The organism is Pseudomonas oryzihabitans, from assembly GCF_032027545.1.
GTDB classification, from domain to species: domain Bacteria; phylum Pseudomonadota; class Gammaproteobacteria; order Pseudomonadales; family Pseudomonadaceae; genus Chryseomonas; species Chryseomonas oryzihabitans_F.
This window is the reverse complement of record NZ_JAVSJB010000005.1, coordinates 20,948-38,734: the sequence shown is the minus strand read 5'-3', so window position 1 is coordinate 38,734 and position 17,787 is coordinate 20,948. Positions and strand designations below refer to the sequence as shown.

At 67.4% G+C, this 17,787-nt stretch carries 20 protein-coding genes; 11 read left to right on the top strand and 9 right to left on the bottom strand.

Annotation, left to right across the window (positions count from 1 at the left end):
- Positions 1-21: 21 nt before the first annotated feature.
- From RND78_RS09695 to RND78_RS09665, 7 genes are all read left to right on the top strand, one after another.
- Positions 22-1,137, top strand: coding sequence for a chemotaxis response regulator protein-glutamate methylesterase (locus RND78_RS09695; protein WP_312728206.1), 1,116 nt, complete (start codon positions 22-24; stop codon positions 1,135-1,137).
- A 34-nt stretch (positions 1,138-1,171) separates the two neighbouring features.
- The gene (locus tag RND78_RS09690) at positions 1,172-1,912 is read left to right on the top strand and encodes a flagellar motor protein (RefSeq protein ID WP_312728203.1); all 741 of its coding nucleotides are present in this window, start codon (positions 1,172-1,174) and stop codon (positions 1,910-1,912) included.
- A gap of 10 nt (positions 1,913-1,922) precedes the next feature.
- On the top strand, positions 1,923-2,783 hold the full coding sequence (gene motD, locus RND78_RS09685) for a flagellar motor protein MotD (RefSeq protein WP_312728201.1): 861 nt from the start codon (positions 1,923-1,925) through the stop codon (positions 2,781-2,783).
- 35 nt (positions 2,784-2,818) lie between these two features.
- Positions 2,819-3,607 (top strand): ParA family protein, encoded by a 789-nt coding sequence (locus RND78_RS09680; RefSeq protein ID WP_312728199.1) that lies wholly within the window; start codon positions 2,819-2,821, stop codon positions 3,605-3,607.
- A 57-nt stretch (positions 3,608-3,664) separates the two neighbouring features.
- Positions 3,665-4,588 carry a chemotaxis protein CheW gene (locus tag RND78_RS09675; RefSeq protein WP_312728196.1) on the top strand — a complete coding sequence of 308 codons (924 nt, stop codon included), beginning with the start codon at positions 3,665-3,667 and terminating at the stop codon, positions 4,586-4,588.
- 76 nt (positions 4,589-4,664) lie between these two features.
- Positions 4,665-5,144 (top strand): chemotaxis protein CheW, encoded by a 480-nt coding sequence (locus RND78_RS09670; RefSeq protein ID WP_058761264.1) that lies wholly within the window; start codon positions 4,665-4,667, stop codon positions 5,142-5,144.
- Complete coding sequence (locus RND78_RS09665; RefSeq protein WP_312728191.1) at positions 5,144-5,560, top strand: DUF2802 domain-containing protein; 417 nt, start codon at positions 5,144-5,146, stop codon at positions 5,558-5,560. The genes RND78_RS09670 and RND78_RS09665 overlap by 1 nt, the downstream gene beginning before the upstream one ends.
- 352 nt (positions 5,561-5,912) lie before the next feature.
- Here the strand turns inward: RND78_RS09665 and RND78_RS09660 are convergent, their stop codons facing one another.
- Positions 5,913-6,836, bottom strand: coding sequence for an aspartyl/asparaginyl beta-hydroxylase domain-containing protein (locus tag RND78_RS09660; protein WP_409457035.1), 924 nt, complete (start codon positions 6,834-6,836; stop codon positions 5,913-5,915).
- Positions 6,837-7,007: 171 nt separating this feature from the next.
- Between RND78_RS09660 and RND78_RS09655 the strand changes: the two genes are divergently transcribed.
- Positions 7,008-7,547, top strand: a complete 540-nt coding sequence (locus RND78_RS09655) for a DUF2058 domain-containing protein (RefSeq protein WP_312728190.1) — start codon at positions 7,008-7,010, stop codon at positions 7,545-7,547.
- 6 nt (positions 7,548-7,553) lie between these two features.
- On the opposite strand, the gene RND78_RS09650 is transcribed toward RND78_RS09655, so the two are convergent.
- Both RND78_RS09650 and RND78_RS09645 read right to left on the bottom strand, forming a co-directional pair.
- Positions 7,554-8,198 (bottom strand): YciC family protein, encoded by a 645-nt coding sequence (locus RND78_RS09650; RefSeq protein ID WP_312728188.1) that lies wholly within the window; start codon positions 8,196-8,198, stop codon positions 7,554-7,556.
- 30 nt (positions 8,199-8,228) lie between these two features.
- On the bottom strand, positions 8,229-8,795 hold the full coding sequence (locus RND78_RS09645; protein ID WP_312728187.1) for a cysteine hydrolase family protein: 567 nt from the start codon (positions 8,793-8,795) through the stop codon (positions 8,229-8,231).
- 278 nt (positions 8,796-9,073) lie between these two features.
- Here RND78_RS09645 and RND78_RS09640 point away from each other — a divergent pair, with 278 nt between their 5' ends.
- A complete protein-coding gene (locus RND78_RS09640; protein ID WP_312728185.1) occupies positions 9,074-9,874 on the top strand; it encodes a DUF2076 domain-containing protein in 801 nt (266 codons plus the stop codon).
- A gap of 57 nt (positions 9,875-9,931) precedes the next feature.
- Here RND78_RS09640 and RND78_RS09635 read toward each other — a convergent pair whose 3' ends face one another.
- A complete protein-coding gene (locus RND78_RS09635; RefSeq protein ID WP_312728183.1) occupies positions 9,932-10,369 on the bottom strand; it encodes an Lrp/AsnC family transcriptional regulator in 438 nt (145 codons plus the stop codon).
- Between the two features lie 151 nt (positions 10,370-10,520).
- Between RND78_RS09635 and yedA the strand changes: the two genes are divergently transcribed.
- Entirely contained in the window at positions 10,521-11,429 is a 909-nt protein-coding gene (gene yedA / locus RND78_RS09630; protein ID WP_312728182.1) for a drug/metabolite exporter YedA, read from the top strand.
- Positions 11,430-11,469: 40 nt separating this feature from the next.
- Positions 11,470-12,135, top strand: a complete 666-nt coding sequence (locus tag RND78_RS09625; protein WP_312728180.1) for a YceH family protein — start codon at positions 11,470-11,472, stop codon at positions 12,133-12,135.
- Here RND78_RS09625 and RND78_RS09620 read toward each other — a convergent pair.
- From RND78_RS09620 to RND78_RS09600, 5 genes are read right to left on the bottom strand one after another with little or no spacing between them, the layout of a single operon-like run.
- Positions 12,123-13,706: a BatD family protein gene (locus RND78_RS09620; RefSeq protein ID WP_312728178.1), complete on the bottom strand. Its 1,584-nt coding sequence runs from the start codon at positions 13,704-13,706 to the stop codon at positions 12,123-12,125. The two genes, RND78_RS09625 and RND78_RS09620, sit on opposite strands and share 13 nt — an antisense overlap.
- Entirely contained in the window at positions 13,703-15,370 is a 1,668-nt protein-coding gene (locus RND78_RS09615; protein ID WP_312728176.1) for a tetratricopeptide repeat protein, read from the bottom strand. Before RND78_RS09615 ends, RND78_RS09620 begins: the two co-directional genes overlap by 4 nt.
- Positions 15,367-16,365, bottom strand: a complete 999-nt coding sequence (locus RND78_RS09610) for a VWA domain-containing protein (protein WP_312728175.1) — start codon at positions 16,363-16,365, stop codon at positions 15,367-15,369. Before RND78_RS09610 ends, RND78_RS09615 begins: the two co-directional genes overlap by 4 nt.
- Positions 16,358-16,852 carry a DUF4381 domain-containing protein gene (locus tag RND78_RS09605; RefSeq protein WP_312728174.1) on the bottom strand — a complete coding sequence of 165 codons (495 nt, stop codon included), beginning with the start codon at positions 16,850-16,852 and terminating at the stop codon, positions 16,358-16,360. Before RND78_RS09605 ends, RND78_RS09610 begins: the two co-directional genes overlap by 8 nt.
- Positions 16,849-17,787, bottom strand: a complete 939-nt coding sequence (locus RND78_RS09600; RefSeq protein WP_312728172.1) for a DUF58 domain-containing protein — start codon at positions 17,785-17,787, stop codon at positions 16,849-16,851. The genes RND78_RS09605 and RND78_RS09600 overlap by 4 nt, the downstream gene beginning before the upstream one ends.

The following is a 17,787-nucleotide window of genomic DNA, read 5'->3' as shown; positions in this document are numbered from 1 at the left end:
CCAGGTTAGGAGTTTCAACGTATGCCGGTAAAAGTACTGGTGGTGGACGATTCCGGCTTCTTCCGGCGTCGGCTCAAGGAAATCCTGGCGGCCGACCCCAACATCTCGGTGGTGGGCACGGCCAGTAACGGACGTGAAGGGGTCGACCAGGCCCTGGCGCTACGCCCCGATGTCATCACCATGGACTACGAGATGCCGATGATGGATGGCATCACCGCCGTCCGCCACATCATGCAGAAGTGTCCGACGCCGGTACTGATGTTCTCCTCGCTCACCCACGAAGGCGCCCGGGTCACCCTGGATGCCCTGGATGCCGGCGCGGTGGACTACCTGCCGAAGAACTTCGAGGACATCTCGCGCAATCCGGCCAGCGTGCAGAAGCTGCTGTGCGAGAAGATCCACCACATCGCCCGTTCCAATCGGCGCTTCGCCGTGGCGCCCAGTGTCGCGCCCGTCACGCCGGCTCCGGCGGCGAACGCGCCGGCCGGCGCGCGTCCGGCCGCGCGTCCGGCACCGATTCCCGCGGGTGCCGCCCAGGCGCCCGCCAGTCCCGCGTCGCCCCCGCCCAAGCGCAAGCACTATCGGCTGGTGGCCATCGGTACCTCCACCGGTGGCCCGGTGGCGCTGCAACGGGTGCTCACGCAACTGCCAGCCAATTTCCCGGCTCCCCTGGTGCTCATCCAGCACATGCCGGCTGCCTTCACCAAGGCCTTCGCCGAACGCCTGGACAAGCTCTGTCGCATCAGCGTCAAGGAGGCCGAGGACGGCGACCAGCTGCGTCCGGGCCTGGCGCTCCTGGCACCCGGTGGCAAGCAGATGATGGTGGATGGTCGGGGCATGGTGAAGATCCTGCCCGGCGACGAACGCCTGAACTACAAACCCTGCGTCGACGTGACCTTCGGTTCCGCGGCCAAGGCCTACGCCGACAAGGTGCTGGCGGTGGTGCTCACCGGCATGGGCGCCGATGGCCGTGAGGGCGCGCGGATGCTCAAGCAGGCCGGCAGCCAGATCTGGGCCCAGGACGAAGCCAGTTGCGTCATCTACGGCATGCCCATGGCCATCGCCAAGGCCAACCTGGCCGACGCCATCTACGGCCTGGATGACATCGGCAAGTACCTGAGCGAGGCCTGTTCGTGACGGCAGGCCTGCGCTCGCGAGAAGGCGATTGAGCGTGGATGTGCTGAGTCTCATCGGCATCCTGCTGGCCTTCACCGCCATCATGGGTGGCAACCTGCTCGAAGGCGGGTCCTTCGGTGCCCTGGCCAATGGCCCGGCGGCGCTGATCGTGGTGGGTGGCACGCTGGGCGCGGTACTGCTGCAGACCCGTCTGCCGGTACTGCGCCGCGCCCTGACCATGCTGGTATGGGTGTTCACGCCACCACCCCTGGACATGACCGGCGGCATCCGCAAGGTGGTCAACTGGAGTACCGTGGCGCGCAAGGAAGGCCTGTTGGGGCTGGAGCCGCTGGTTGCTCGGGAAGGCGATCCCTACGCCGCCAAGGGCCTGCAATTGCTGGTGGACGGCACCGAGCCGGAAGCCCTGCGCAGCACCCTGGAAGTGGATCTCTACGGCCAGGAGGATCATGACCTCGCGGCCGCCAAGGTCTTCGAAGCCATGGGCGGCTATTCGCCCACCGTCGGCATCATCGGAGCGGTCATGGGGTTGATCCACGTCATGCAGAACCTGGCCGATCCTTCACAACTGGGCAGCGGCATCGCCGTGGCCTTCGTCGCTACCATCTACGGCGTCGGCTTCGCCAACCTGTTGCTGCTCCCCATCGGCAACAAGCTCAAGGCACTGACCCTGCAGCAGTCGCGCTATCGGGAAATGTTGCTGGAGGGACTGATGTCCATCGGCGAAGGCGAGAATCCCCGTTCCATCGAAATGAAGCTGCAAGGTTTCCTGGATTAGAGGACGTCGCATGCCTCGCCGCCGCCGTCACGAAGAGCACGAGAACCACGAACGCTGGCTGGTTTCGTATGCAGACTTCATCACCCTGTTGTTTGCCTTCTTCGTGGTGATGTATTCCATCTCCTCGCTGAACGAGAGCAAGTACAAGGTGCTCTCGGACAGCCTGTCGGGCATCTTCAGCCAGCCGGAGCGCTCGATCAAACCCATTCCCATCGGTGATCAGCGCCCAACCGGGGCGAGCCCCACGCCAGTGGAGACCAACGCTGAGCAAAGCGCCAGCAAATCGGCGGGCGATCCCCTGCAGCAGATCGCCGAAAGCATGCGCGCGACCTTCGGCGACCTCATCGCCGGTGATCAGCTGAACGTCAGGGCCAGCGAAATGTGGCTGGAGATCGAGCTCAGCTCCAACCTGCTCTTCGCCAGCGGCGATGCCTTGCCGAGCAATCCGGCCTTCGGCCTGCTGGAGAAGGTGGCCAAGATCCTGGCGCCCTTCAGCAATCCGATCCAGGTACAGGGCTATACCGACGACCGTCCCATAAGCACGACGCTCTATCCCACCAACTGGGAGCTTTCCGCAGCCCGGGCGGCCAGCATCGTGCGGCTGCTGATCGGCAACGGCATCGCCCCACAGCGGCTCGCCGTGGTGGGCTACGGCGCCTACCAGCCGGTGGTGGACAACAACAGTGAGGCTGGTCGGGCACGCAACCGGCGGGTGGTCCTGTTGATTTCGCGTAATCTCAACCTGTTCCGTCCGCAGAGCACCTTGCAAAATTCGTCGACTGGCACACAATCTGCAGCATCGCCTGGAGAATCGGCGCCGGTGGTGGCGCCCGTCAAATCTTCGTCGCCGGCCGCTAAGCCGGTACCTTGACCCGGCTGGCCGTGTCGTCGGGAGGAAGTCTGCACATGAGAGTCTGGGCTGTCGCCAATCAGAAGGGTGGGGTAGGCAAGACCACCACCACCGTTGCCCTCGCCGGGTTGCTCGGCGATGAGGGCAAGCGCGTCTTGCTGGTGGACCTCGATCCCCACGGTTCGTTGACCAGCTACTTCGGACAGGATCCGGATAGCCTCGAGCACAGTGCCTTCGATCTGTTCCTGCATGGTGGCCAGGTGCCCGAGGGGCTACCGAAGCGGCTGCTGCTGCCCACCAGTCATCCGCAGCTGTCGATGCTGCCGTCCAGTACCGCCCTGGCGACCCTGGAGCGTCAATCGCCTGGCCAGAGCGGCCTGGGCCTGGTGATCTCCAAGAGCCTGGCGCAGCTGTGGAACGACTTCGACCACGTGCTGATCGATAGCCCGCCGTTGCTCGGCGTGCTGATGGTCAATGCCCTGGCGGCAAGCCAGCACCTGGTGATCCCGACCCAGACCGAGTTCCTCGCGCTCAAGGGCCTGGAGCGCATGGTCAATACCCTGACCATGATCAACCGCTCGCGCAAGCAGGCGCTGCCGTACACCATCGTGCCGACCCTGTTCGACCGTCGTACCCAGGCGTCCATCGGAACCCTCAAGGTGCTGCGCAATACCTATCCGCAGCGGCTGTGGCAGGCATTCATTCCCATCGATACCCGCCTGCGCGATGCCAGTCGTTCCGGACAGGTACCGTCGCGTTACGAGGCCAACAGCCGAGGCGTGATCGCCTATCGAGCGCTGCTGCGGCATCTGCTCGATGGAGCGCCCAGTACCCAGGTCGCCTGATTCAAGTTTTCCCTCGTGCCGGCCGATAGGCTGGACAATCAACCCACGTAGATCGCCATGAGCCAACCGACGTCCCTTGACAACCGTCCTCAGCGTGTCCTCCAGGGCTATCTCGATGCCCTGCTGCTGGACGCGTTCCTGGAGCTGCCGACCGCCGAGAGCGTGCCGGTCGCGGCGCCCGTGATGGCGACCGCCGAGCCGGTCGTCAGCGTCAGCGAAGACGAATTCGCCGCGGCGGTACGCGAGGAGCTCGAACGCGATGCCGCGCGGCAGCCCCGGGTCGTGCCGCTGGCACCCCGTCGGCCCGCCGTTGCCCTGGCCGAGCGGAGTCTGCCGGACGTGGTGCTGCCTCCGGTCCTGCCCACCGTAGCGCCGGAGACCGACATCGAGCTGGACTGGCGCGTGCCTGAACTGGCGCCGGCAGTCGAACCGGCCCGTCCGGTGGTGGAGGGCATCCCCCTCGGTGTCGACGCGCCGGTTCAGCCCGCCCTGGCGGAGGGCCTGCCGCCTGACGCGGTGCGCCTGGACGAGCGTCCTGAGTGGGGCGAGGAGCCCTTCGAGTGCCTGCTGTTCGACGTGGCCGGTCTGACGCTGGCGGCTCCCCTGGTCTGCCTGGGCTCCATTTATCCGTTGACCGACGAAGAGTTGACGCCGCTGTTCGGTCAGCCAGACTGGTTCCTGGGGCTGCTGCCCTGCCAGGCCGGTAACCTGCGCGTGCTCGATACGGCGCGTTGGGTGATGCCCGAGCGCTATCGCGACGACTATCGCGAAGGCTTGAAATTCGTGATATCGCTGCAAGGCCTGGACTGGGGGCTGGCAGTGCATGGCGTCAGCCATTCGGTACGCCTGGACCCGGCCGAGGTCAAATGGCGGAACCAACGGACCAATCGCCCATGGCTGGCCGGTACGGTGATCGATCAGATGTGCGCGCTGCTGGATGTGGCGGCGCTCGCGGAACAGGTGGTTGGCAGCCGTCGGTAAGGTGCCTGCCAGCCGCAACTAACCAGCGGGTTCGCCCGCTTCGCCGCACGTGCGGTAATTGACGAGGCTAGGGAACATGAAAAAAACGTCCGCACAGGGTTCCGAAGATCCGGTCCTGCAATGGGTCACCTTCCGCCTGGACAACGAGACCTACGGCATCAACGTGATGCAGGTCCAGGAAGTCCTGCGCTACACCGAGATCGCCCCGGTCCCGGGTGCTCCTAGCTACGTGCTGGGCATCATCAACCTGCGCGGCAACGTGGTGACGGTGATCGACACCCGCCAGCGCTTCGGCCTGCTGCCCACCGAGGTCACCGATAACACCCGCATCGTCATCATCGAAGCCGACAAGCAGGTCGTGGGTATCCTGGTGGACAGCGTGGCCGAGGTGGTCTACCTGCGGCAATCCGAGATCGAGACCGCGCCGAGCGTGGGTAACGACGAGTCCGCCAAGTTCATCCAGGGCGTGTGCAACAAGAATGGCGAGCTGCTCATCCTGGTCGAGCTGGACAAGCTGATGACCGAAGAAGAGTGGTCGGAGCTGGAAAGCATCTGATGCTCGTCGGGCTCATCCTGCTCAGCGTCGCGCTGGGGCTGGCCTGTGCCGGTCTCGGCGGCTGTTGCTGGCTGCTCTGGCAACGCCAGCGCCAGCAACTGGCGAAACAGGCCGAGCGGGATGCCCTGGTCGACAAGCGCATGCAGATGCTGCTCAAGCGCCTGGAAACCTACCAGGCGGGGCAGGTGCGGATGGGGGAGCAGGTCCAGGGCCTGGCGCAGATGGTGGCGCCCTTGCCCGATCGCCTGACCCAGATCGAGCAAAGCGACCCTACCAGCCTGTCGTTCTCCCAGGCCGCCCGTCTGGTGGGACTCGGCGCCAGCGCCGACGATCTCACCCAGGCCTGCGGACTATCCCAGGCCGAGGCCGAGCTGGTGACGCGACTGCACAAGCAGCGCCAGCAGCGTTCGGGCTAAGCGCGACCAGCAGCGCTACCAAGCATCCGCCCGACAGGTGCGCCTGCAGTGCTCGGATGCCAACACCCTAGTGTGGTGTTTCAGAAGTTCGCGCAAGAATTGGCGAGTGATTTTTTGACCTGGGCTAGGCGCCGCGACGAGTCATAGCAGGGCTATGGCGAGGAGTGGCAACAACGCCTAGACGGTCCGCCGCTGCGGCCGAAAAAGCGCCGCCAAAATTGTGCAGGTAACTTCTGAAACACCACACCAGGTACGAGCCCGGTAACCTTCCGGCGCGCCGTGCGCACCCGCCGAACCATTCCTCGCTACGCTTCGTCAGCCTCTCGACATCTCTAGCGCAGGACCATCAGCCTCAGCTGACGATCCAGTGATACAGCGCGATCACCACCAGCACCGCCAGCACCGGCTTGGCGATGCGGTAGGCCTTGGGATGGCGCCGCTTGAATTTCTTCACGCCACCGCCGATGCGATCGCCGAATCTCTTGCTGAAGGCATAGGCCTGGTTGATGCCGCCGACGCGCTCGCCCTCGACGTTCTGTGGCGCCGTGGCGCTGCCGAGGAAGCGGCTCACCGCCTGGTTGACGCGGGTCAGGAAGCGGTTGCGCAGCGGCCGCTCGACGTCGCAGAAGAGGATGACGCGGGTCTGGTCGGTCTCGTTCTTCACCCAGTGCACATAGGTCTCGTCGAACATCACGTCCTCGCCGTCGCGCCAGGCGTACGGCTGGCCGTCGACATAGATGCGGCAGGCGTCCGAGTTGGGCGTGGCCAGGCCCAGGTGGTAGCGCAGCGAACCACCGAAGGGGTCGCGGTGCGGATTCAGATGGCTGCCGCCTGGCAGCAGGGCGAACATGGCGCCCTTGACGTTGGGTATCTGGCGCACCAGTTCCACGGTGCGGGGGCAGAGGGTCTGGGCGGAGGGCAGGGGTTCGCCGTACCAGGTCAGGTAGAAGCGCTTCCAGCCCTTCTTGAAGAAGGAGCCGAAGCCTGCATCGTTGTCCTTCTCCGCGGCGCGGATGTAGCCCTCGTCGAACAGGCGCAGCGCCTCGACGCGGATTTCCTGCCAGTTGTCCTTGAGCACGTCCAGCTCCGGGAAGCGGCTGCGATCCAGGTAGGGCTTGGAGGGCACACTGGAGAACAGGTACATCAGCGCGTTGTAGGGGGCGAAGACCGCCGAGTGGTTGACCAGCTGGCGCAGGAAGGGCAGCCGTGCGCGTCCGCGAAGGTGGACGAAGAGCACGCTGGCGACGAAGAGCAGGACGATCGCGAGAGTAATCATGGGCAGAATTCTGATCGGCAGCGCCCGAACCAGGGGCGGATAGGTAATGGGATCATTATTTCACCCCCGTGAAAGGCTTGCACTCGGTTCGTCGGCTGCGCAGGATGGACACCCTGGCGCGCGGCCGCTCCAAGGCTGCGTCCTCTTGGATGATCTAGACGAGTCGTATCGATGAGCATGTCCCTACGCGACCAGCTGCTGAAAGCCGGGCTGGTCAATGAAAAGCAGGCCAAGCAGGCCGTCAAGCAGAAGCAGAAGCAGAACCGCATGGAGCACCGCGGGCAGGCGGAAAAGGATCGCTCTCAGGAGTTGGCCGTCCAGCAGGCCCAGGCGGAAAAACTGGCCAAGGACCAGGAGCTCAATCGCGCCCAGGAAGACAAGAAGAAGCGCAAGGCCGAGCAGGCGCAGATCAAGCAGTTGATCGAGACGAGCCGACTGCCCAGGCTGACCACCGAGGATTACTACAACTTCGTCGACGACAAGAAGGTAAAGCGCCTGTCGGTCAACGTCATGATGAGAGACAAGCTCAGCAAGGGCAGCCTGGCCATCGTGCGCTACGAAGGGCGCTACGAGGTGGTGCCACGAGCGACTGCCGAGCGCATCCAGGAGCGCGATCCCAAGCGGGTGGTGCTGCTCAACGTGCAGAGCGGCGAGCCGGACCCGGACGATCCCTACGCCGCCTATCAGGTACCCGACGACCTGATGTGGTAACGCCGATCAGGTTTTGGGCCTGACCAGCATGTACACGCGATAGACGGCGATGCTGGGGATCAACTGCAGCAGGCCCGAGAGGGTCTGCAAGGCGATCTCCGGGATTGCTACCTTGGCGAAGTGCTGGGCGATCCAGGCGTCGATCAGCCAGGCCGGCAATACCGTGACCAGGATGCAGGCCAGCAGCGTGAAGAAATGGCCGCGGGTCATGCGCAGGCTGCCGCGCAAGGCGTCCAGCGGCGCGCGTCCTTCCAGCACCAGCAGGTTCTCGGCGAAGGCCAGCACGGTCATGATCAGGAAGCCGGGGACGATCAACAGCGAAAAGCCCAGCATCACCAGCCCCGAGGTCAGGGCGGCGAGGATGGCGAAGCGTGGCCAGAGCAGCAGGGCTGCCCCCCAGACGCCGCTCAGGCGCGGTGTGTTGCCCTGGGTACGCGCCTCCAGGAAGATCAGTAGCGAGGCGGTGTACAGCGGATAGCACAGCAGGCTGACCAGCATGTCCCAGAGGCCGTTGCTCACGCCGAAACGCTCCAGTACCTGGTAGCGCAGCAGGGATTCGAGCAACAGCCAGGGCAGGGTGAGGACGGCCAGGGGACGCAGGTTGCGAGCGAAGAAGACCAGCGAGTCGCGCAGGATATCGACGGGGTTCATGCAGCTATTCCAAACGGGCAGGGCGGCAGTCTAGCAGGCGGATCCACCTGCTCGCAGGCGTTCGAGTAGCGCGGCGGCAGTGGTGACGGTGGCGTATTCGCCGTGCAGGTTGGCCATGGCCATTGCGTGGACCTCCTCGGCGCTGCGGGCGCGTCCGGCGAAGTCGGCCTTGGCGAAGGTGTAGCAGGCGTCTTCCGCCACCCAGGTGCGAAAGCCCAGGTTGCCGGCGCTGCGCGCCGTGGCCTCCACCGAGTTCTCGCTGGCCACGCCGCAGATGAACACCTCCTCGATGCCGCGTTGTAGCAACCAGCGCTCCAGACCGCTGTGGGCGAAGGCATCGGGCACCTGCTTGTCGAACACCGTCTCTCCAGGCAGGGGCGCCAGCTCCGGTTGGAACTCGACGCCTGGCCGACCGGGCCAGAACACCGAGCTCGGACTGCGCGACAGGTGCCGGACGTGAGCCAGCGGCGCTCGCGCCAGGCGCCAGGCCGCCAACAGTTCGGCCATGTGCCGTTCGGCGTCGGGATGGTTGCGCGGTCCCAGGTGTGGCGACCGGATGCCCTGTTGCTGGTCGATCAGGAGGAGCAGTGGCGGCATGGTCAGGCCTCGCGCAAAGTCGCCAGCGTCCCGCAGCGCTGGCCGATTGTCCAGCCGCGGCGGTGCTCAGGAACTCCCGCGAGCGCGCTCATTTCAGATGGGAGATGGACGCCGACCCGGGCCAGGCTGAATCCGCGCTGAACGCAGCGACGGTCGGCCTTGAAAAGGCTCTGGTCCGCCATTATCTGGAACAGCGGCGCCGGTGTATGCGCCTTTCGACATCCAGGCCGTTCCGCGAGAGGAACGCCGTCCAGTAGACCGTCTGCGGGAGGGTCACCATGCAACGCGAAGAAAGCCAGCTGATCGAGGGTCTGTTCGACCGTCTCAAGACCACGGAGGCCCAGACCGCACCCCGTGACCGGGAAGCCGAGGCGCTGATCCAGCAGCGCCTGCGCGAGCAGCCGGCCGCGCCCTACTACATGGCCCAGGCGATGCTGATCCAGGAGGCTGCCATCAAGCGGCTCGACCAGCGCGTCAAGGAGCTGGAGAGCCAGATGGCCCAGGTCCAGCAGAATCGGCCCAGCAGCGGTGGCTTTCTTTCCAGCCTGTTCGGTGGTGGCCAGTCCTCCAGCGCCCAGGCGCCTGCGAGTCCTGCGAGTAACGCCGCGCCGTCGCGTGGCTGGAACGACCCTGGTCCGGCAGCGCCTCGTCCCGGCTACGGCCAGCCCAACCCCGGTTATGCCCAGCCCGCACCCGGCTATGGCCAGCCGGCACCGGGTTATGCCGCACCCCAGGCCGCGCCGTCGCGCATGGGGGGGTTCATGGGGGGAGCGCTGCAGACCGCCGCTGGCGTAGCAGGCGGTGTGCTGGCCGCCCAGGCCATCTCGGGGCTGTTCCATCATTCCCAGCCCGAGGAGATCGTCAACGTCATCAACGAGACGCCAGCCACCGATCCTGGTCTCGCCGGCGGCGGTTCCCAGGATGCCTGGGCCGATAACGCCAGCTATGACAATGGCGGTGGTTTCCAGGATGCCGGCAATGTCCAGGACAACGGTGGCTTCCAGGATGCCGCCGATTATGGCGACACCGGCGGCGGTGGCTTCTTCGACGACAATGGCGACGACGACTCCTTCATCTGAGGCGTCGTGTCCGACCAGCCCTGGCACCGCGAGGTCAGGGCTTTTTCATGGGTGCGGTCAGCTAGACGCGGGCGGTAGCGGACGTTCGAAGGGCGTCGACAGCACCACCACGGTGTGACTCATGCCGAAGCTCATCAACTGGTCGAGCAGGGCCTCCAGCTCGACCATGTCGCGTACCGCTGCACGCAGCATGGCGCAGTCCTCGCCGGTGACCCGGTGGCAGGCGATCAGTTGCGGAATGGCCTCCAGCTTCTTGAACACCTGGCCGTGGCTGGTGCTGTGCAGTCGCAGTGAGATCAGGCACTCGGTACCGTAGCCCAGGGCGCGGCGGTCGATGCGCGCGCCGTAGCCGGTGATGATGCCGGCATCTTCCAGCTTGGCGACCCGCTCGGCGATGGCCGGGGCGGAGAGCCCCAGGCGCCGGCCCAGCTCGGCATAGCTGGCACGGCCATCGACCAGCAGCAGGTCGATGAGGCGTCGATCGATGTGGTCCACTCTCTGCTCCTTGGCCTTCGAATCGAAGGGCGTTTTCCTGAAATACCGCAGAACCCAAGCCCGCTGGGGCCCTTTCTCCGTTGACTCTATCTTAGTCGTCTCAGGGCGCACTTCTACAATGTCAGCCTGACACCCTGGGACCTTCTCGCACATGGACACCTCCGCTTTGCCCTCGACCGCCTCGCCCCGCCTGCCCACCTGGCTGCCCTTGCTCGCGTCCTTCTTCGCGCTCTATGTGATCTGGGGTTCCACCTACCTGGTGATCCGCCTCGGCGTGGCCCACTGGCCGCCACTGCTGATGGCCGGGCTTCGCTTCACCCTGGCCGGCGCCCTGTTGCTGGGCTGGCTGCGCTGGCGCGGCGCGGCCTGGCCAACGCGGCGCGAAACGCTGGCGGCTGGCGTGATCGGCGTGCTCCTGCTGGGGATCGGCAACGGTGGCGTGACCCTGGCCGAGCACTGGGGCGTGACCTCGGGAGTCGCGGCCCTGTCCATCGCCACGGTGCCCCTGTTCACCCTGTTGTTCGGCCTCTTCTGGGGCCACCGCAATACCGGACTGGAATGGGCCGGCATAGCCCTCGGCCTGCTCGGTATCGCCTTGCTAAACCTGGGCGAGACCATGAGCGCGACGCCCCTGGGCGCGGCGGTGATCCTGCTCGCGGCAGCGGCCTGGGCCTTCGGCTCGATCTGGAGCCGCTACCTGCCATTGCCCAAGGGCGCCATGGCCAGTGCCGTGGAGATGCTAGTGGCGGGCGCCGGACTGCTGCTGGTCAGCTGGCTCAGTGGCGAGCGCCTGCAGCATTGGCCGGCGCTGGGTGGTTGGCTGGCGCTGGGCTACCTGGTGGTGTTCGGCTCGCTGATCGCCTTCAGTGCCTATCTCTATCTGCTGGGCCGGGTGCGGCCGGCGGCGGCCACTAGTTACGCCTATGTCAATCCGGTGGTGGCGGTACTGCTGGGGACGCTGTTCGCCGGTGAGCGGATCGGCCTGGCGGAGCTGCTGGCGATGCTGGTCATCGTCGGTGCCGTAGTGCTGATCGGTCTGCCGCAGTGGCGACAGCGCTGAGGGCAGGCTAGGCTGGCGCGTCATCCTCGCGGAGTTCGCCATGAGCCAAGACGTCACCCCAGCCTTCGCCGAAGAACCGCTCGAGGTCGCCGAGATCCGCGTGCTCGGCAGCCTGATCGAAAAGCAGCTGACCACGCCGGAAACCTATCCCCTGACGCTCAATGCGCTGGCGCTGGCCTGCAACCAGAAGACCAGTCGCGAACCGGTGCTGAACCTCACCCCTGGCGAGGTGGGCCAGGCCCTGCGGCGCCTGGAAGAGCGCGGCCTGGCGCGCCTGGTCATGGGCAGTCGTGCCGATCGCTGGGAGCAGCGGCTGGACAAGGCCCTGGAGCTGCCACCGCCCCAGTGGGTGCTCTGTGCGCTGCTGTTCCTGCGCGGTCCCCAGACACTGGGTGAGTTGCTCGCCCGCAGCAACCGCCTGCACGCCTTCGACGATACCGAGCAGGTGCGCCATCACCTGGAGCGCCTGATCGCCCGGGGTCTGGCCACTGGCCTCGGGCGCCAACCCGGGCAGCGCGAGGAGCGCTATCTGCATCTGTTCGGTACGCTGGCGGAGCGCGATGCCCAGGTCGCCCAGCTGGGCAGTGCCAGTGAGGGCGGGGCGTCCGCGGGCGGTCGCGAAGGGCGGCTGGACGCACTGGAAGCCCGGATCGCGGCCCTCGAAGAGCGTCTGGCGCGCTTGGAGGAGGGCACTCAGCGCGGATAGAGCGGCGGCAGCTTGTCGTGGATGGCTTCGGGCGTCAGTGGCGGCAGGGCGTTGATCGCCTGCCAGAGCGTTTCGCCCTGCCAGCGCTGGCCGGCTTCGCTGTAGAGCGCGCCGTTTAGGTCGTCGAGGGCCGCGGCCAGGGGTTCGAAGCGGGCGCCCATGGCCGCCAGGGTCTCCGGCTGCTGCCGGGCCCAGGCGTCCAATGCATGGCGGGTGGCATGGGGATCGTTGCTCTGGCAGGCGCGGCGCAGTTCTTCGCGCTGCAGGCGGCTATCCACGTCCGGCACCGTCGGCAGTACCGCCGGTTGACGCCGGGCGCGCCACCAGAGGCCGAAGCCGAGCAGGGTGGTCAGGGCGAGGATGGCCGTCGCCAACTGCCAGCGCCACAGCCCGGACTCGACAGGACTGGCCTTGCCCGGGGGCGCCACCTTGGCGGTCTGCACGGCTGGGTCCTCCGCCACCGCCAGGGTCTGCGCCGGCAGGGTCGCCCGCTCCAAGGTGTCGGTCTCGGTGTTCCACCAGACGACTTCCACGGGTGGCAGTGCCTTGTCGCCCGGGGAGGTGGGGATCAGGGCGATGCGTTCCTCGCGCAGGCCGACCAGGCCACGGGCCTGGGTTTGCGTCGTGAGGCGTGGTTGCTCGGCATAGCGTTTGATGCCCTCCACCTCGGGCAGCACCAGGGGCGGCAACTGACTCGGCGCCAGGCCTTCGGCGCGGACCTGCAGCGTCCGGGTCAGGGCGCTGCCTTCGCGGGCACTGTCGGGTGCGGGATTCCACTGCTGGGTGAGGCTGAGGCTGCGCGCGGGAACCCAGGGTGTCTGCGGTGGATAGCTGGCGGGTTGCGGCTGGACGTCCAGGGTCAGCGGCGGGGTGCGCAGCTGGATCGGCTGGCCGGCCCTCGAGCTGTCGTCGATGCCGCCGGCGAGGGTCGCACTGAAGGTCTGGGGTGGCAGGACCACGGCGCCACTCTGCAGCGGATGGATGGCGTAGCGCCATTCGATCACTCCGTGCCGCACCCCGTCGACGTCGCGTTCGTAGACCTGGGGCGTACCCAGCAGGTCGACGCGGGCGTCGCTGGGATTGGGTGGCGTGAGCACATGGTCGTCGTAGAGCGCTACCGCATGGTAGAGACGAATGGTGAGGATGGTTTCCGCCTGGACGTACAGCCGCGGTCTGTCCACCGCCGCCTCCAGGTAGACGGGTTCGCGACTGTGGCGCTTGGCGGAAGGCGCTGCGACGGTAACGCTCAGGGGTTGGCTGCGGGCACCGTCGAGGGTCAGCGCGGGAATGGTCAGGGCGCCGCTGGTCTTGGGCTGCAGGGTCACGCTCCAGCGGGTGGTCACCCGTTCGCCGGGTGGCAGGCTGTTCTGGCGGACGCCCAGCACCTTGAAGTCCTGGTCCAGCGGGGCGAGGTCGGGCTTGCCGAACTGGGCGGGATCGGTGGTTTCCAGGATGAGTTCGAGGGTCTCGTTCTCGCTGAGCTGGCTGCGCTCCAGGCGGGCGCTGAGATCGGCGGCCTGGGCGAGCGGCGCCGTGAGGACGAGGGCGACGAGCAACGGATGGGACTTCATTGCAGCGCGGTCTCCTCGCGTTGTTGCTGCTGGTACCAGAATTTGCGGCGCAGCAGGTCGGCGGGATTGTCGGGTATCTCCCGCAACCATTGCTCGGCGGCCTGGCGCTGTTCTTCCTGCTGGGGATCGTCGACCGCGCTGGGGATGACCAGCCAGTCCGCGCCGGCCTGAGCCTGGAATTGGGGGCTGGCCGCGGCGGTCTCGGGTGTGCTGCTGCTGGCGCTGCTCGGTTCGTCGGCCTTGGCGTTGGTGGCGGTCGCCTGAGCTTTCTGGCGCCGCGCCGCCGCTTCGGCCTGGGCGGCTGCACGCTGGGCGAGCAGGCGCTCCAGGCGATTACGATTGCGCATGGCCGCCGCCAGGTCCGGGCGCAGCACCAGGGCAGCGGCATAGGCCTTCAGGGCTTCGTCGTAGCGACCGGCCATGGCCAGGGCGTTGCCGCGATTGTAGTGGCCGTCCGCCGACGGATCGTGGGCGAAAGCCGCGGCGGCGGCGGCGTAGTCGCCGCTGCGATAGAGCGCCACGCCGCGCCAGCGGTCATCGTTGAAACGTTCGGCGGCCACGGCAGCCTGGTCGTCGCTCAGCAACTGCATGGCCTGTTGGTCGCGTCGCTGCCAGAGGTCGTCCCAGCCACCGGCCTGGGCCGGTGGCGGCGTCAGCAGCAGGCAGAAGGGCAGGCAAAGCAGCCAGCCCCGCCGTGCCCCGCAGGCCACCAGCACCAGCAGCGGCAGGAGCAACAGGTAGCCCTGGTCGCGCCAGCCGGTGGGGCCCTGGCCGGCGCTGAGGCGGACCTCGTCGGGGCGGTCCAGCAGGCCCAGCCGGCGCAAGTCCTGGTCGTCGCGTTGCAGGCGCTGATAGCGCCCACCCAGTTCGCGGGCCAAGCCCTGCAACTGACCCTCGTCCAGGCGGGCGATGCGGATGCCGCCAGCGGCATCGCTCAGGTAATTGCCGGTCTCGGCGGCCACCGGGGCGCCCTGGGGTGTCCCGGGGCCGAGGATCGCCAGCTGGCGCAGGCGACCCTGCAACAGCCGTTCGATACCCTGGCGTTCGCGGCTGTCCAGTTCGCTGGCGATGAGCAACAGCCGGGCGCCGGCGCTCGGCGCCGGGCCGAGCAATTCCAGGGCCTGGGCGATGCCCAGGTCGGCGCGCTGGCCGGGCACCGGCATGATCGAGGGCCGCAGGGCCGTCAGCAGGTTGTCGATGGTCGGCAGGTCGTCGGTTAGGGGTACCAGGGTGTGGGCGCTGCCGGCGTAGACGACGATGGCGGTCTCGCCATCCTGGCGGGCCTTCAGCAGATCCTGCAGCTTGCGCTGCACGGCCAGCAGGCGGGTGGGCGGTACGTCCGTGGCGAGCAGGTCCGGGGTCAGCGCCAGCACCACCACCAGGGCGTCATCGCGGCGAAAGTTCTGCTGTTCACCTTCTTGCCAGCTGGGCCCGGCCAGGGCGAGGCAGGCCAGGACGCCCGTGGCGCCGAGCAGGCCGAGGCCGAGTGGCGAACGTTGCCGGTCGCTGTCGCTGAGCAGCCAGGGTTGCAGCGCCGGGGGCAGCAGGGCCTGCCAGTTGCCATGTCTATGGCGACGGCGGCGCAGCGCCCAGAGCGCCAGGGCGACCGGCAGCAGCGCCAGCAGCCAGGCCGGGCGGAGGAACAGCGGCAGCCAGTCGCTCATCGCCGGCGTCCCAGGCGGCGCCAGTGGTCGGGCAGGGGCAGGCGGGCAAGGGTCAGGGTCAGGCCGAGCAGCAGCGCCAGGGCCAGCGGCCAGGGGTAGAGTTCCTTGGTGGGGCGCGCGTGGTCGGGCTGCTGGCGGATGGGCTCGAGACGATCCAGCTGGCGCGACACCGCCGCGAGCTCTGCGCTGGAGCGCACTCGGAAGTAGGCGCCGTTGGTGAGTTCGGCGAGGTGCCGCAGCATGGGCTCGTCGAGATCGCTCGAAGTCGTGCCGCCGGCGAGGGTGTCGGGTTCGGCGCCGATGCCCAGGGTGTAGACCCGCACCCGCTCGCTCGCCGCCAGGGTGGCGGCCACCTCCGGCGTCACTACGCCACCGTTGCTGGCGCCATCGGTGACCAGGATCAGGGTACGGCTGTTGTCGGGACGCTTGCGCAGGTGCTTGACCGCCAGCCCTACGGCGTCGCCCACCGCGGTGTTGCGCCCGGCCAGCCCGATCTGGGCTTCTTCCAGCAGGGCATGCACGGTGCGGCGGTCGGCGGTCAGGGGTGCCTGCAGATAGGCCTGGGAGCCGAACAGGATGAGACCGACGCGGTCGCCCTGGCGACTGTCGATGAAGCGACCGAGCAGCTGCCTGACCAGCGTCAGGCGGCTGACGTTCTCGTCGCCCAGCTGCATGTCGGGAGTGTCCATGGAGCCGGAAACGTCCACCGCCAGCAGCAGGTCGCGGCCGCTCACGTCCAGCGGCTGGGGCGGTCCGACCCATTGCGGGCGTGCCGCCGCCGCCAGGATCAACAACCAGCCCAGCAGGAAGGGCAGCAGGCGACGTACGCCGGTCAGGCTACCGGGGCGGGTCGAGCGGCCGCCGAGGTGCTGGAGTTCGCCGAGGAAGTCCACGCGCAGCGCCGCCTGGCCGCTGTCGGCAACGGGCAGCAGTTGGCGCAGCAGCCAGGGCAGGGGCGCCAGCAGCCAGAGCCAGGGCCAGGCGAACTCAAACATGCTTGCGGATCCAGGTGGCGACCGCATCCTGCAGCCCGTCGATGGTACGGTCTTCCAGACGGCAGTCGGGGCGGTAGCCGCCGTCCACCAGGATCATGTAACGCGTCAGTCCTGCCGCCGGGCAGCGCGAGTCGAGAAAGGCCAGCCAATCGCGACCGCTCAGGGTCTGGCTGATCTGGTCCGGATAGCTGGCGCGGCACAGTCGCTTGAGCAGGGCGTTCAGCGCCTGCAACCAGGGGCCGGCTGGGGCCCCATAGGGGCGGGGCAGGCGGGCCAGCTCGGCCAGCGCGGTGGTACGCAGGTCCGCTTCGCTGGTCTGCTCGGCGACTGGTGCCGAAACCAGTGGGCGCCGGCCATGGCGATGGCGCAGGAAGAAGCCCAGGGCCAGTGCGACCAGCACCAGCAGCCACCAACCCGGTGCGGGTGGCCAGAAGGGCACCTCCGGCGGCAGCCGCAACGGCTCCAGATTGGCGACGCCGGGATTCACGAGGCATACCCCGGACGATGCTGGCGCAACTGGTGGCGCAGTTGCTCCACCAGGTCGTCGGCGGTGGACAAAGGAAGCAACGGAATGCCCAGGCGCAGGCTGAGTTCGGTCCAGCGCTCGCGGCGTTGCGCGGCCTGGTCGGCGTAGCCCTGGCGCACGTCCGCGCGATCGGTATCCAGTTCGACCTCGGCGCCGCCGCTGATGAAGCGCAGCAGCCCGGCCTGGGGTAGTTCGTGGTCGAGGGGGTCGGAGAGCGGCAGCAGCACCAGGTCGCTGTGCCGGGAAAGCAGGGTGAGATGCTGCTCGGTCGCCACGTCGAGGCTGCGCTCGTCGCAGATCACCAGGGCCAGACTGCCGGGGCGCAGTACCTCCCGGGCCCGCCGCAGCACCTGGTTGAAGGTGATACGTGGCACCTGGGCCAGCGCCGGGTCCTGCAGGGCCCGATTGGCGTTGATCAGATGATCGAAGAAGCGCAGCAGGTTCTGCTTGCTGCGCCTTGGACGTACCTCGTGCAATCGCTCGCCACCGAAGATCATGCCGCCGATGCGGTCGTTGTGCTCCAGCACCGCCCAGCCGATCAGGGCGGCCAGGCGCCCGCCCAGCACCGACTTGAATTGCTCGCGGGTGCCGAAGAAGGTGCGTGGACTCTGCTCCAGGAGCAGATAGACCGGTCGCTCCCGTTCTTCGTGGAACAGCTTGGTATGGGGCTCACGGGTACGGGCGGTGACGCGCCAGTCGATCGCCCGGACATCGTCGCCGGGCTGGTAGGCACGCACCTGGTCGAAGTCCACGCCCCGGCCGCGCAGGCGCGAGTGATGCAGGCCGATCAGCGGACTGCGGCGGCCGGCGGCGGAAAACAGCTGCACCTCGACCACCCGGTGGCGCATCTCGATGAGCTCGGCCAGGCCCAGGGTCACGCCACTGCGCTCGGGCAT